Origin of the sequence: Shewanella olleyana (assembly GCF_023283825.1) — a bacterium.
GTDB classification, from domain to species: domain Bacteria; phylum Pseudomonadota; class Gammaproteobacteria; order Enterobacterales; family Shewanellaceae; genus Shewanella; species Shewanella olleyana.
In genome coordinates this window covers 52,561-67,806 of record NZ_JAKILD010000011.1, presented here as the reverse complement: position 1 = coordinate 67,806, position 15,246 = coordinate 52,561, and the positions used below count along the sequence as shown (strand labels likewise).

At 39.5% G+C, this 15,246-nt stretch carries 12 protein-coding genes; 7 read left to right on the top strand and 5 right to left on the bottom strand.

From position 1 onward, the window contains the following. The first annotated feature begins 4 nt into the window (after window positions 1-4). Together pfaD and L2735_RS09655 are read left to right on the top strand one after the other, a co-directional pair. The gene (gene pfaD / locus L2735_RS09660) at window positions 5-1,633 is read left to right on the top strand and encodes an eicosapentaenoate synthase subunit PfaD (RefSeq protein WP_248984501.1); all 1,629 of its coding nucleotides are present in this window, start codon (window positions 5-7) and stop codon (window positions 1,631-1,633) included. 125 nt (window positions 1,634-1,758) lie between these two features. Further along, complete coding sequence (locus L2735_RS09655; protein WP_248984500.1) at window positions 1,759-2,016, top strand: hypothetical protein; 258 nt, start codon at window positions 1,759-1,761, stop codon at window positions 2,014-2,016. Window positions 2,017-2,120: 104 nt separating this feature from the next. Here the strand turns inward: L2735_RS09655 and L2735_RS09650 are convergent, their stop codons facing one another. Beyond that, window positions 2,121-2,891, bottom strand: coding sequence for a sterol desaturase family protein (locus L2735_RS09650; RefSeq protein WP_248984499.1), 771 nt, complete (start codon window positions 2,889-2,891; stop codon window positions 2,121-2,123). Between the two features lie 162 nt (window positions 2,892-3,053). Here L2735_RS09650 and L2735_RS09645 point away from each other — a divergent pair, with 162 nt between their 5' ends. The 3 genes from L2735_RS09645 to yghU all read left to right on the top strand — a co-directional run bounded on the left by L2735_RS09645 (window position 3,054) and on the right by yghU (window position 8,017). After that, a complete protein-coding gene (locus tag L2735_RS09645) occupies window positions 3,054-5,003 on the top strand; it encodes a winged helix-turn-helix domain-containing protein (RefSeq protein ID WP_248984498.1) in 1,950 nt (649 codons plus the stop codon). 171 nt (window positions 5,004-5,174) lie between these two features. Continuing rightward, window positions 5,175-6,752 (top strand): methyl-accepting chemotaxis protein, encoded by a 1,578-nt coding sequence (locus tag L2735_RS09640; protein ID WP_248984497.1) that lies wholly within the window; start codon window positions 5,175-5,177, stop codon window positions 6,750-6,752. Window positions 6,753-7,153: 401 nt separating this feature from the next. Then, the gene (gene yghU, locus L2735_RS09635) at window positions 7,154-8,017 is read left to right on the top strand and encodes a glutathione-dependent disulfide-bond oxidoreductase (protein WP_248984496.1); all 864 of its coding nucleotides are present in this window, start codon (window positions 7,154-7,156) and stop codon (window positions 8,015-8,017) included. Between the two features lie 444 nt (window positions 8,018-8,461). Here the strand turns inward: yghU and L2735_RS09630 are convergent, their stop codons facing one another. Next, a complete protein-coding gene (locus L2735_RS09630) occupies window positions 8,462-9,136 on the bottom strand; it encodes a flagellar brake protein (RefSeq protein WP_248984495.1) in 675 nt (224 codons plus the stop codon). Window positions 9,137-9,422: 286 nt separating this feature from the next. On the opposite strand from L2735_RS09630, the gene L2735_RS09625 reads away from it, so the two are divergent. Further along, a complete protein-coding gene (locus L2735_RS09625) occupies window positions 9,423-9,983 on the top strand; it encodes a CBS domain-containing protein (protein WP_248984494.1) in 561 nt (186 codons plus the stop codon). A 265-nt stretch (window positions 9,984-10,248) separates the two neighbouring features. On the opposite strand, the gene L2735_RS09620 is transcribed toward L2735_RS09625, so the two are convergent. Next, on the bottom strand, window positions 10,249-10,923 hold the full coding sequence (locus L2735_RS09620) for a fumarylacetoacetate hydrolase family protein (protein WP_248984493.1): 675 nt from the start codon (window positions 10,921-10,923) through the stop codon (window positions 10,249-10,251). 207 nt (window positions 10,924-11,130) lie between these two features. On the opposite strand from L2735_RS09620, the gene L2735_RS09615 reads away from it, so the two are divergent. Then, on the top strand, window positions 11,131-13,161 hold the full coding sequence (locus L2735_RS09615) for a methyl-accepting chemotaxis protein (RefSeq protein ID WP_248984492.1): 2,031 nt from the start codon (window positions 11,131-11,133) through the stop codon (window positions 13,159-13,161). 168 nt (window positions 13,162-13,329) lie between these two features. Here the strand turns inward: L2735_RS09615 and L2735_RS09610 are convergent, their stop codons facing one another. Beyond that, window positions 13,330-14,340: a succinylglutamate desuccinylase/aspartoacylase family protein gene (locus L2735_RS09610; protein ID WP_248984491.1), complete on the bottom strand. Its 1,011-nt coding sequence runs from the start codon at window positions 14,338-14,340 to the stop codon at window positions 13,330-13,332. Continuing rightward, the gene (gene rimK / locus L2735_RS09605; RefSeq protein ID WP_248984490.1) at window positions 14,340-15,245 is read right to left on the bottom strand and encodes a 30S ribosomal protein S6--L-glutamate ligase; all 906 of its coding nucleotides are present in this window, start codon (window positions 15,243-15,245) and stop codon (window positions 14,340-14,342) included. Before rimK ends, L2735_RS09610 begins: the two co-directional genes overlap by 1 nt. Window position 15,246: the final 1 nt, after the last annotated feature.

Genomic DNA, 15,246 nt, shown 5'->3' with positions numbered 1-15,246 from the left:
AATAATGACTATTAGCACTCAAAACGAAAAGCTTTCTCCATGGCCTTGGCAAGTAGCCCCAAGTGATGCCAGCTTTGAACATGCCGCTATCGGTAAAAAACTAAAAGAACTGACTCAGGCTTGTTATTTAATTAACCACCCTGAAAAAGGCTTAGGTGTATCTCAACACGCCCAAGTAGTGACTGAAAGCATTAACAGTCAGCAAGACTTACCTGTTAGCGCATTTGCGCCAGCACTAGGCACTCAAAGCTTAGGCGACAGTAACTTCCGCCGCGTTCACGGTGTAAAATACGCCTACTATGCTGGGGCGATGGCCAATGGTATTTCATCTGAAGAGCTGGTAATTGCACTAGGTCAAGCCGGTATTTTATGTTCATTTGGTGCAGCTGGATTAATTCCATCACGTGTTGAACAAGCCATTAACCGCATTCAAACCGCACTGCCAAATGGCCCATACATGTTTAACTTAATCCATAGCCCAAGTGAGCCAGCATTAGAACGTGGCAGTGTTGAGTTATTTTTAAAACATAAAGTGCGCACGGTTGAAGCTTCTGCATTTTTAGGCTTAACCCCGCAAATTGTCTATTACCGCGCTGCAGGTTTGAGCCGTGATGCCCAAGGTGAAGTGGTTATTTCCAACAAGGTTATTGCTAAAGTGAGCCGCACCGAAGTGGCTAGTAAGTTCATGCAACCAGCTCCCGCTAAAATGCTACAAAAGCTGGTTGATGAAGGGCTGATTACCCCTGAACAAATGGAACTGGCACAATTAGTACCAATGGCAGATGATGTGACAGCAGAGGCTGATTCTGGTGGTCATACTGATAACCGTCCATTAGTGACGCTATTGCCAACAATTTTGGCGCTTAAAGACAAAATTCAAGCCGAGTACCAATACAAAACCCCTATTCGAGTTGGTTGTGGCGGCGGTGTCGGCACCCCTGATGCAGCATTAGCGACCTTTAACATGGGCGCAGCGTATATCGTTACCGGTTCAATCAACCAAGCGTGTGTTGAAGCTGGCGCCAGTGAACATACCCGTAAGTTACTTGCCACGACAGAAATGGCCGATGTCACCATGGCACCTGCTGCTGATATGTTTGAAATGGGCGTTAAACTTCAAGTCGTTAAGCGCGGTACACTATTCCCAATGCGTGCTAACAAGCTTTATGAGATTTACACCCGTTATGAATCAATTGAAGCGATTCCAGCTGAAGAACGTGAAAAACTAGAGAAACAAGTTTTCCGTTCAACCCTTGATGATATTTGGGCAGGCACTGTGGCGCACTTTAACGAGCGCGACCCTAAGCAAATCGAACGTGCAGAAGGTAACCCTAAACGTAAAATGGCACTGATTTTCCGTTGGTACTTAGGTTTATCAAGCCGCTGGTCAAATTCGGGTGAAGTCGGCCGTGAAATGGACTATCAAATTTGGGCAGGTCCAGCACTTGGTGCGTTCAATGAATGGGCAAAAGGCAGCTATTTAGATGATTATACCCAGCGAAATGCGGTAGACTTAGCCAAACACTTGATGCATGGCGCAGCTTATCAAGCCCGCGTTAACTTATTAACTGCTCAAGGCGTGGCACTGCCGGTAGAATTACAACGCTGGAGCCCGCTAGATCAGGTTAAGTAACTGAGCGGTTAGTTTTGGCATAAGCTGTAATTCTTGCCATATTGCGATCAAGTTAACCATTACTATTGTGCCACTCACTCAACATGAGTGGCACATTGATATTTAGTTTGCAGTTAGGTAACAGTATGAGCGAAACCCAAAAGTTAGATTTTTCAGCGGTAAATGGCACAACACTAGCCTCGTTTAATCAGCATAAAAACTTGATCAAACGTATGCTAAAAGGCAACAGCGCTGAATGTAGCGAGTGTAAAAAACCACTCACTTTGCAATTGCCGCCAAACTCAAACAAAGCTAAATCAAGTGATAAAGCACCAGGCATATATTGTGCAAAAGGCTGCACTGATATCGAACTAGATATAGAAGCTGTGGCGTTAATGAAATAACACCATAATAAGGCATTGTAAAATGCCTTATTTAAATCACTCCATACCGCTCAAAAGACATGGCTTACCCTACCCACACGGTTACCTTAAAGCTTAACCACTCATTAGCTTCCATAACTAACAGTTTTTTGCTTAGCAATATCCTTAAACAATAAAGCATCTACCACCCGATCAGATCCCCCTGCATAAAAGCCACACTCATCTACAAAACCAACTGGATTTTTAAAAGTACCAAACATGATGTCAAAAATCGGCAAGTCAGAATAATTATAGGCGTGCACCCCTTTCTCATGATGAACCGAATGGCTTTCAGGGCGTTGTATAAAGTAGCCAACCCATTGCGGAGTATTTATATTGGTGTGCTGAAATACAACTAAAAACATCGTGATATATAAAAACCAACTAATGGCTTGTGGCGAAAGTCCAATGACTAATGCCAGCGTTAAAGAACCAACAAAAGTAAACCCAATCATATCAAGTGGACTCAAATAAAAAGCACCGATACTATCTAACCGCTCGGCACTATGATGCATTTGATGAAACGAACGCCATAGAAAATTCACCTTGTGCATAGTTCTATGCCAAATATAAATAAGCAGTTCAAATACAAAGATCGCGATAATGGTACTAATATAAGGGTTCATGTGTTGTAAATCGAACAATTGAAATGGCAGTAAATATTGATCCCATATAAGGGGTAAGTAGCTTGATAGATAGAAATAAAAAATAAAACATAAAAGTGATTTAGCTAACCAGCCTTTGACTTTTGGCAAAGGTCTAGCTGGCGATAAAAATTCAACAAGTGCTAACGAACACAAAATTAGCAATAGGATGATTGATATCGGATCAATCAGGATTTCAAGTGGAGTAGGCATTTAAATTTCCTTTCAAAATGAACTCAGCTTTATTTGTAGCCAATATTCCAATGCTCTACTTGAAGGTTTGATAACGATTGCATCACCATTTGATAATGTATTACTCATCAACAATGTTTAACTGCAGTTAAACATTAGGTTACACGCGATAAGGGATTGAGTGTGATTTACCAATGTAATGATTTACAAATAGATTTAGTTCAATATCAAATACGGCGAACTGGAAAGTTATTATCAGTTGAGCCCAAAGTGTTTGATCTCATCATTTACCTTATTCAACACAGAGAGCGATTGATTTCTCGAGAAGAATTACTCGAAAACATTTGGCATGGGCGAAATGTAACTGATACAACATTAAGTAACCATATAAAAAGTGCTCGAAAACTTTTTGGAGATAACGGTGAACAACAAAATGTAATTAAAACTATTCGCACACGAGGCTATCAATTTATAGCAGTAGTCACAATTGTAAATTCAGCTAGCAACCAACCTATTATACACAAAGAAAACATAGAGTTACAGAATAACGTCACAACAAAAAAAACTGAACATGAATTTGATTCAATGACACTTTCTTCTCCCGTCATCGACTCAACCGGCTCAACCGTCACTAGCTATGTAAATTTAAAAGTAATGTTGATTGCTTTCACCTGTATTTGTTTACTCGCCATATTTTGGAAAATAGCCCAGCCAAAACCAATATTAACCCAACCATATTTATTGATACTACCCATTTCCGTCTCTAGCCGAACTCCAGAAAAATGGGAGCCTTTTGCTGAACAAATAACGCGTGAGCTTATTCAGGGTTTAAGAAAAGTGCCTCATATAAGCACAGTCCCGCCACCAACAGCCTTCACATTTAAAAACAATAAAACACGCTCCTTTATTAAAGAACAACTTCCGAATACACAATTTGTACTCGACGGTATGATCAAGGAAGGCATTAACGGACAATTTCAAATTTCTGTAGAGCTCGAAAATCTAACGGATAGTAAGCTGATATGGGATGGAAGCTTTGATATTAAACTAAATAATCAAAACCAGTTTTCGATTCAAAATAATATTGCGTCTTCAGTGTCTAACTCCTTACAAAAAGTGTTAACGTCTAAAAAAATTAATACTTTAGTCAGTGCCCCGACCTCAAATATGCAAGCCTATAAATTATATGTCCAGGGGCAACATCAACAATCATTAATGACTGGTAAAGCGACTCATAAAGCCATCGAATTTTTCAATGCTGCAATTCAATTAGACCCTAATTTTACAGATGCATACATAGCTAAAGCTAATGCATATCGGATTGCCATGGTCACATTTGATATTCCAAGGGATGTATTACCAGAGGTCATCTCTTCAGCCACTGAGGTCATCACAATAACGCCTAATGCATCTGAAGCCATATCGTCATTAGGGCTTGCTTATGTCCATGCTTGGCAATGGCCACAAGCTTGGAAAATGTTAATTGCAGCTCAAGAGAAAGACCCTGACTTAGCTTTAACTGAACTAGGTTTTACCCTTTACCATTCAGCAATGGGCAATATTGAGGGATTAAAAAAATCATTATTGCGAGCCGATGAATTAGACCCATTAAATATGGAGATAGCAGATTGGGGAATGTGGGCATTACTTATGAATAATCAAATAGATTTAGCTAAATCTTGGGGGAGAAAGAAGTCATATCTTTTACCAGATTTTGCTTATTTATTTTTAAGTTTATCCGTAGCTGAATACCTTTCAGAGAATTATGAACAGAGTTTAAACATGGCTCAAAAAGGCGTTTCTATAAGTAATCGATCGCCATACTCTTTAATTATCCTTGCTCAAGCTTATGCCGCTTCAGGTAAAGCAACTAGAGCAAAAGAGCTGATTGTCGAAGCCGAAGCACTTGTACAATATACCTGCCCTTACGAAACAGCCATTGTATATGCGCTACTTAATGAGACTGATAAAGTCTTTTCACTGTTAAATGAAGCAGTTGAATACCACTCGAATTGTTTAATTTTCACACGCCAAGATCCAAGACTTTCTCAATACAAATTAGATAAGAGATTTCAAACTTTACTACAAAAAATCAAACTTGATGACGAGAGCATAAAAAAATACCATCGATAAACACATATTTAAAGTGAGCCACTTTAATCAACAACTAACAATAAAAACCGGTAAGCAAGTCTCAGTTTTACCAACAAAAATAATACGTTAACATTTTTTGACCTATATCAATAATGAGTCTTATTAGCTAAGGCACTATGCCTCATTATTTTTAATGTGGTTATATTTTTTATGAGTCAAATCAAGGCTAACAACAATATTGAACAAGCGCTAACTGACGATTGTATTCTTTTGTCGACCACAGTTCTAAATGGCAACATAAAATACGCCAATAAAGCATTTGCCGATATCTCAGAATACAGCACCGAAGAGCTACATGGACAGCCACATAATATTGTTCGCCACCCAGATATGCCTAAAGTTGCATTTAAAGCCCTTTGGGATCGTGTAAAAGGTGGCAACCCATGGTGTGGCATTGTTAAAAATAAAACCAAAACGGGTAAATATTACTGGGTGAATGCGTATATTTCACCAGTTTTTGAAAATGGCCGTTTACATGAACTTCAATCCGTCAGACGTAAACCATGTCCGGCACATATCAAATCAGCAGAAAGCATCTACCAACAACTTAATGAAGGTAAAGAGCCTGCAGCGATAACACCACCACTATTTAGCTTTACGGGTGCACTCTGCCTATGGGCAGTGTTTATCTCGTTAATTGGCGTTATTTCTTCGTTATTAATGCCAACGCTAGTTGCAGCATTTTTTATCCCGTTACTAGCAGGTTTTGGGATTTATTTTCTAACAAGACCCCTTAAAGATCTTGAAACTAAAGCCACCAATATTATTGATGATCCTATTGCTTGCGGCATTTTCTCATCCAGTCAAAATGAAATCGGCAAAATTGATTTGGCATTAAATTACCTTGTCACTGAAATGGGCGGTGTCGTTGGACGTATGGCTGATTCAGCCACATCAATTAGTGAAGAAAGCCAGCAGCTAAATGAAACGATTGCTAACACCCGTGAAAGAGTTCAGGAACAAACACAACAAACTAGCCAAGCAGCAACGGCAATGGAAGAGATGACCACCAGCTTTGCCGAAGTTAACGAGAACACTCGACAAACCGCCCAAGAAATCACCACAAGTCAGACCGCAGCTAATTTAGGCCATAACAGTATGGTTAAAGTGGTGTGCTCAATTGGCGAGCTACGAAAAGAAGTCGTTCACTTTTCTACAGTGGTTAACACGATTGAACGTGATAGTAAGTCAATTGTAGGCGTGTTAGGCGAAATCAAAGGTATCGCAGAGCAAACCAACTTACTTGCCTTAAATGCCGCTATTGAGGCTGCAAGAGCTGGTGAAAGCGGCAGAGGGTTTGCTGTAGTTGCCGACGAAGTGAGACAGTTATCAAAAAGAACCAGCGACTCAACGGCAGAAATTGAGAATATCGTGTCTAATTTTCAGCAAAGCACTAAAAAAACCACTGAAGCCATGGAAGCGGGTCAACGACAAGCTGACACTTCAGTCGCCCTTGCTGAAGAAGCTGATGGCGCTTTCGATAAACTACTCGTATCTATCAATCGCATTCAAGAAATGGCTGAGTTAAATGCTGCAGCAATGAGCCAGCAAACCACTGTTGCAGGAGAAATTAGTCGCTCCATTTTACAAATTGATGAGCTTTCAAATCAAAGCCTGACGCAAACAGAAAATACACAAGTGAAGTGCGAGCAAATGAATAGACTGTCGAATAAAACCAGTCACCTGTCTAAACAGTTTTGGAAACAAACGATAGAAAGGGCAAGGTAAATCATCACTCTAATACATCTTCGGCCAAGATTTCCCCCAAGCTAGCCTGCTGTTTAGGGCTAGCTTTCTTAACTCTTAACTCTTAACTCTTAACTCTTAACTCTTAACTCTTAACTTTTAACTTTTAACTCTTAACTCTTAACTCCCAAAAGTAAAATAGATAATTTCAAATTATCCTTTAAGCTGGCTCCATTGTGGCACCTTATCTCTTTAAGCTTATTTGACTTATTCTTTAAAAACGTTAGCAATAACTAAAGCAACTAAACGATTTTATTATTAAGGCTTTTATACTTAATATTTGCCCTAATATTGTTTTTATAGCGTTATGCTAGCGTAAACAGCACCGTCCCATGATATTCGATATATAAATTTTACTAGTTTCATATTAATGAGGTTTTACAATGACTAATAAGTTCACTCCACCAAAAGTGTGGCAAATGGAAGATGAAAATGGCGGTAAGTGGGCAAGTATCAATCGCCCTGATTCTGGTGCTCGCTTTAATAAAGATTTACCGGTTGGCAAGCATGCACTTCAGCTTTATTCAATGGGCACACCTAACGGCCAAAAGGTCACCATAATGCTTGAAGAGTTGCTTGCAGCTGGAATTACTGAGGCAGAATATGATGCCCATATGATCAATATCGGTGACAGCGATCAGTTCTCCTCAGGGTTTGTTGCCGTAAACCCAAATTCTAAGATCCCTGCATTATTGGATAACAGCACAGATTCGCCAATTAATGTATTCGAGTCTGGCGCCATTTTAGTTTACTTAGCTGAAAAGTTTGGTCACTTTTTACCAACTGAGTTAGCCGCTAAAACACAGGTGATGAATTGGTTGTTTTGGTTACAAGGCGCTGCACCTTATTTAGGTGGCGGTTTTGGTCATTTCTACGCGTACGCCCCTGAAAAGTTTGAATATCCAATTAATCGTTTTTCAATGGAAGCTAAGCGTCAGTTGGATGTGTTAGACAAACAGCTTGCTAATAATCAATATCTTGCAGGTGACGAATATAGTATCGCTGATATTGCAACTTGGCCTTGGTACGGCAATTTAGTATTAGGAAATTTATACGATGCTGCCGAGTTTTTAGATGTTGAAAGCTACCCGAACTTACTACGGTGGGCAAAACAAATCGAGCAACGCCCAGCAGTTGAACGAGGAAGAATCGTAAATCGCTCATGGGGAGAAGAGTGGGAGCAGCTCGCTAATCGATATAGTGCGCAAGATATTGATAATGCATTAAGTCTTAAACCTAAAACTTAAAAATCGCCAAGATAAATGTTCATATTCTGATATTTAAATCGCCATCAGTACGAAGACGACAAAGTCATATTTACTTGTCGTCTTTTTTATTACTTCTCCAATCTCTGTCACACCAAGATATATACCCAAACAACTTGAAGATATGTGTTTCAGAGCTTCACCGTGTTTTCAATACTAGGCGCGTTAATTCGGTAATGTAGGTACCTTATAAATTAGCGCAACAACGTAGTGGGAACAAGGTGAAACTCCCTGAGGGCAAGTTTTACACGCGTTTATGCTGCGTTATTGATTTTGAAAAGGGAATAACCATTACCCGCAATCAATGCCTTGCCTATACGCGTGTAAATTCTTGCTGAAATCGAGCATCTTCAGGTTGTTTGGGTATACATCTATGTTTAGTAAACTGACTATTTAACAGCATTTAACTTGGTCTCTTTAAAAAAACTATTTCTCGGCTAATAACGCCAAGTGAACAATTTTTTCAATTTGCGCTTCTTGCTCACTGATAAACTGGCACCCTAACTCAACACCTTGATCAGAAACTTTTGCATTACAAATTCTGGCTTCTAACGATATCTGGGCTTCATCTTCCCCATTGACTGTAATGTTAATGGTTTCACCTTCAATCAGTTCGTCTTCAGCCCCTCCACTCGCCTCTAAGTGACAACCTGTCAATGAAACATCAGTTAACATTGCTTGCAAAGGCTGATCTCTGGCTTTAACTATTGCATCAAGTTCCGTTAATACCCGCTTAGTTGATCGTAAGTTATGAATGACCATTTTTTCAGGGAAATTAAGTGCCATCATTCTGGTGGGAGTACTTAAGGTTTGCTTTATGGTGGTAGAAAAAGCAATCACAGATGCCTCATGGCCTTCTACTAATCCACGAACAATAACCTCATTCCCTTGTACAATATATTGGCCAAAGTTACCTAACTTATTGTTTTCAGGAAATTGAATTAATATGAATTGTTCTGGTAAATAGCCAATAAAAATCGTTCTAAAGCGTCCTTTTTGTCCTGCAGGGGTCAAAATATCAATGTTAATAGGCGTACCTGCTAGCAAAAATTTGAACTCCTTCGACAAACCTTCTTTTGTATCGACTTGTTTAGTTGTCATTAAACTTCCTTATTAAGACTATTAACCAATGAAAGGTTAGCACAAAATTTAACAATAACAGCAATAACTTAACCTAAATTAAATGTTATTCATCTACTTGCATCAGTTGCCTTTACAGGTCTATGGTGTGTATTCAAGGTTAAGGTTTTATTGATGCAATAATTAAGTCAAGCACCAGTAGTCATACCGATAAGGTTATATTTTTATTTTGCGTTGTCGGTAGCAAGTTTAACCAAAGCTATGTTCAGTGCCCTGAGCTATTTAATACTGTAACGGAGTTTTCCCCATGAGAAATTTAGAACTATTTAGTACTGCATCTATCGATCATCTTTTATGGTCATCAAAACCAGCCACACCAAGTTTAGATTCATCTGCTTTAGATATTTTTACTGATTTTGATGTATCTAGACCCATTATTGTTGACGCATCAACCAGTGCAGTTGGTACAGCTAAAATCATGGAAATGACCCATGCGTATATGCGTTTAGTCGTTGATAAAAATGATAGATTCCTTGGTATTATTACCCAGAAAGAATTATCACACTACAACCTAATGCTTACCGCTAAGCGGTTAATGTTGACTATTGATGAGTTATTAGTCACAGAGGTTATGGTGCCTAGAGAAGAGTTACAAGCATTCGATTACAATCAAATTGCGACCGCTAAAGTCAGTGATATAGTACGATTATTGCAAGAAAATAATTTACACCACATGTTAGTCATTGATCAGGATTTACATCATATCAGAGGGTTAATTGCTGCAAGTGACTTAGCAAGAAAGCTAAACCAACCAATTGAAATAAACAAACGCCCTTCTTTTAGCCAGGTATTTTCCCAAGCTCATTAAGCTAAAGATTAAGGTTTAGTATATTGGTTAAATCACCGGCAATAATGATACAACCGATGTTATGGCAAAACGCTATACATCGGTTTTTATTTTGTATTACCTCATAAGGGCCTAAAAAAACTTTTTAAACACTAAAACTAGATTGACCTTAGACGTCAGACTTCGTATCAAATTTGCCCTCAAAGATAGATCTTGTGGCGACTTTTAACCGCTTTATCACGAATCACGAATCATTAAGGTTTAAACTTTTGCCATAAAAGGCTAATTATTCAGCAAGCCAAGATTGAGTCAATAAAGGGGTAGCAGCTTTTGTGGCTGATAATATTTGCTCAAAAGACTCATATTCTATTTCTGCCCATAGTTTGACTTCAAACTTTGCCCCTTTAGCTATTAAGCCCACGCCTTTGGGGGTTCCGGTCATCACAATGTCACCCTCTTCTAGTGTTAAAAACTCGGTAATGGAACTTTGTATGTCAGTCTCCGAATACATCATCAAATCGCTATGACCTAATTGCGCTAACTCGCCATCAATCGTCAATTGAAAACAAAACTTGTCACTTGAGTTACCAGATGGCAATTCAATAAACTCGCTAAACACTGCTGAGCCATTAAAAGCTTTTGCCCGCTCCCAAGGTAACTGTTTGGTTTTAAGCTTTGATTGAAGTTCACGCTTAGTTAAATCAAGCCCAATACCTACAGCCGAAAATTGGTTATTTTCAACTTTAAAACACAACTCAGTTTCAAAATGGATCGGCTCCTGATGAAATGAGGTCAAGGTCTCAGAAATAGCAGAGTTTGGCTTAATAAACACCACCATATCATCTGGTAATTCATTGCCAAGTTCATGAATATGATCAACGTAATTTCTGCCGATACAAACAATTTTTGAAGGAGTGATGTTTCCAATGTATCCGCGCTGGTTAATGGTTTTTAATGCCACAATAAATCCTTAACTAAGCTTATTTTTCAATTAAATATATGTCGAATAACTAATCGCTTTCTGAACTAAGTCTTTTGCATGAAACCTACTACACTTTACTAATAGTTATCAATCACTTTGGTGTCACTTTGGTTAAGCCTACCTTATTGATGGCTGAAGATAGAACAAAAAATAATTAATAATATAATCAGCTTTGCGTGGGGAAATATGGTTCAGCTCACTATAAAACAAAAAATCGCTTTGGGTTTTGGTTCCATCGGCATACTTTTAGTCATTGGCAGTAGTTTCTTTTATCGCTCGCTTGCGCATATACAAACTGCAAATACCAATATTGCTACGGTTGCCGTACCTGTTCAAAATTACTCAAATGAATTACAAGTCACACTATTACAACTGGCTAAAACTGGAAGTTTAGCTTTTTCCTTATCGGACCTAAACCAGATCCAAACTAGTTACCAACAATTTAAAGCGTTGGATAAAACATATCAGCAACTTAATCTTCAACTCACCGATAAAGTCAGTCATCGACCTCAAATGAAGGCCAGTTTAGCCGCAGCTAATAATGCTTATCAGCAATACTCTCAGCAATCTAACGCTTTATTTAACGCAAAACTTGCCATTGAAACCACAAAAGCTGCATTTAACACGTTAGAGAATGAGTTTATTACCGCAAGAAACAATGCCAGTAATAACACTATCGATTTGGAAATGCTGCAAGTTCCTAATGAAGACTTACAGTTATTAGAGGAAGTGACAGGCACAGGTATTAGAATTGACGATGCACTCTATACACTAGGTAATACTATGTTGGAGTTACCAAGACTGACATCGTTAGCTGAGCTTAAAAGTCACCAGCAGGATGTCGCCATTATATTAAGTAATATCAGCACTTATTCTGTTTATATTAAACAGCAGGCTGCGACTTTACCTGCCAAGGCGTTACTTGAAGATTTAGACAGCAATTTAACAAAAATAAATACCTTACTTGCCGAGCCAGCAACACTTTATCGCGCTCAAGAAGCAGTAATCAACCAGCAACAGCTAGCTCAAACCAATTATCTCGCTGCTAACAAATCCCTCGAAATCAGCAATCAAGCACTTGAACAAATAGTGATAATGGCGAATGGGCGTTTTACCGAGTTAATGCAATTAGCCGACGATGAGGTGCTTACAGCGCAAACATTAGCCGTTTCAATGGCGGTTATATTTATCGTGATGGCTTGTCTAATTTACTTTTTCACATCAAAAGCCATGCTTGGACCACTCACAGCGGTCAACCGAGCATTATCTCGCATTGCCAGTGGCGATCTTTCTAAACGCCTAACTAAACGAAATGAAGATGAGTTTGGTTTGCTGATGGATAACATTAATAAACTCTCTGATGATTTAGCGTTATTACTTAAAAATATTCATAAAGATGCCATTTTACTTGATAAGTCTGCCACTCAGTCACAAAAGCAAGGTCAGCAAATTGCCCGATCAGCAGACAACCAAATACAGCAAATTGAGCAAGCTAAACAACTTGCTGAACATATTCACCACAGTTCAGACACTGTAAACAGCCAAGTTTTTGATGCTGAAGAACAAATTAAACGCGCTTCAGAACAAAGCGGTCAAGTTAAAGTCATTGCTAACACCAATCGTGAGCGTATCGAAACCTTATCGACAAGTCTTTATGATTCGGTGGGTATTATGTCTTCACTAAGCAATCACAGCGATAATATTGGCGGGATCCTAGTGACCATTAGTGCTATTGCTGAGCAAACTAACCTTCTGGCGCTAAATGCAGCTATTGAAGCTGCAAGAGCTGGTGAGCATGGGCGAGGGTTTGCTGTGGTTGCTGATGAAGTTCGCTCCTTAGCTTCACGCACTCAATCATCTACATCAGAAATTCAAACTATGATTAGCGCTCTGCAGCACGAAACCCAGAATGCAGTCAGCGCCATTTCCCAAGGACAGCAACAAGCAAAAGATTGTGTCTCACAAAGCCAAAGTTTGAATGATGCAATTGAGCAAATCGAGCAAGCCTTAACAACCATCAGTAGTATGAGCCAACGCATAAGCCAAGCATCAAATGAGCAGCTTAATTATAGTGAAAAAATTGAGGCAACGATGGCAGAAACCACAGAAACAGCGCAGCAAAATGCAACTGAATCAAGTGAGATGGCAATGCGCAGTGAAGAGCTAAATCAACTAGCCCACTCGTTAAGTACATCAGTAGAAAGGTTTAAGTTATAGCAATAAAAAAGTCACAGGTTGAAAAACTAATCTGTTCAGCCTGTGACTTTCTGTGTTTGATCCGTGCTTGTTTTTGTGTTTGTTTTTGCTAACGCTTAACTATACAAATGCCATATATGAATGTCATATGTTAATGCTATTTGTTAATGCAATATATAAAAACCATCATTAAGCATAAGTAGAGATAAACTCATCTAAATGCTCATTGGCAATTTCAATGTCATCACCAACAAACTGCGCAATATGAAATAGCGCTTCACCCTCATTTGCCACAGGAATATTACTCAAGCCAATAATAATACCATCGGTCGGCGATTTAAGTTGTGACAACTCACCCCCTAATGGATTGACGACATTGGCTAATACGCAACCTTTGCTCACTCTAGAGCCAATTTTACGCTTTATATTCACTAAACCATCTGACTCACTTCGTAGCCAATAGCTACGACTCGCATTGATTGAGGCCGTAGGTTTGAGTTTACTGCTAAGCATTCCTAAATGACGCATCACATTAAGTACGCCAGTTAGTCCTGATTTTATGGCAAGCTCACTAAACCTAAGTGCCTCGCCTGCTTCATATAAAATACAAGCAATACCAAGCTCATTCGCATAGCCACGCATCGAACCTTCGCGCGCTTTTGAGTCCATAATCACTGGCGCACCAAAAGCTGTGGCCATTGCCATCATGGCTTCATCATCTGTATCACAGCGTATTTGCGGGAAATTATCCCGATGAATAGCGCCAGTATGTAAATCAACAATATGGGTCGCTTGCTTTAATAATTCATTTGAAAACAAGTTTGCTAAGCGGCTAGCCAATGCCCCTTTAGCACTGCCAGGGAAGCAACGATTTAAGTCGCGTCTGTCAGGTAAATAACGTGATTGGTGAATAAAACCGAACACATTGACTACTGGCACAACCACTAGCGTGCCAGTTAAGGTCTTAATATTCACTTTATCGATCAATCGTCGACATATTTCGATGCCATTTAATTCATCACCGTGAATAGCCGCACATACCAACAAAACAGGGCCAGGCTTTTTGCTGTGAAAAACTTCAACATGCAGATCTAAAGGCGTGTCGTTATACAGCTTTGCTGCGGGCAGTTTAATGCTAGCACGACTGCCAGCATCAATACTGAACTCACCAATTGTAAACGCTTCACGCTTAGGTGCCATTAACCCACCCCTTTAGTTTTTGTACCGCTTGGTTTATCATTTTTTTCAATAAACTGAATAATCTTTTCAGCCACATCAATACCGGTAGATTGCTCAATACCTTCAAGACCCGGAGATGAGTTCACTTCCATCACTAAAGGTCCATGTTTTGAGCGAAGTAAATCAACACCAGCTACATTTAACCCCATGGTTTTCGCAGCTCGTATCGCTGTAGATCGCTCCTCAGGGCTAAGTTTGACAACTTTAGCACTCCCACCACGATGTAAGTTAGAGCGAAACTCACCTTCAGCGCCTTGACGTTTCATTGCCGCAATCACCTTGTCGCCAATCACAAAACAACGAATATCTGCGCCACCAGCCTCAGCAATGTATTCTTGCACCATGATATTCGCTTTTAAGCCCATAAATGCTTCAATAACACTTTCTGCAGCTTTACGTGTTTCAGCAAGCACCACACCAATCCCTTGGGTACCTTCAAGTAACTTAATAACACACGGTGCACCGCCTACCATGTCCAAAAGATCTGGTACATCAGCAGGTTTATTAGCAAAACCAGTCACAGGCAAACCTATGCTTTTACGAGACAATAACTGCAATGAGCGTAACTTATCGCGAGAGCGAGAGATTGCTACTGACTCATTTAAAGGTCGAACTCCCATCATCTCAAACTGGCGTAGTACAGCCGTACCATAAAATGTAACTGAAGCGCCAATACGAGGAATAACAGCATCAAACTTAGGTAACTCTTCACCACGCATGTGAATACTAGGCGCCATCATATTAATGTTCATGTAACACGCTAATGGGTCAATAATCTGTACTTCGTGACCACGAGAAATGGCAGCCTCTTTAAGGCGACGAGTTGAATATAAATTAGGACCTCGAGACATAATTGCAATATTCATT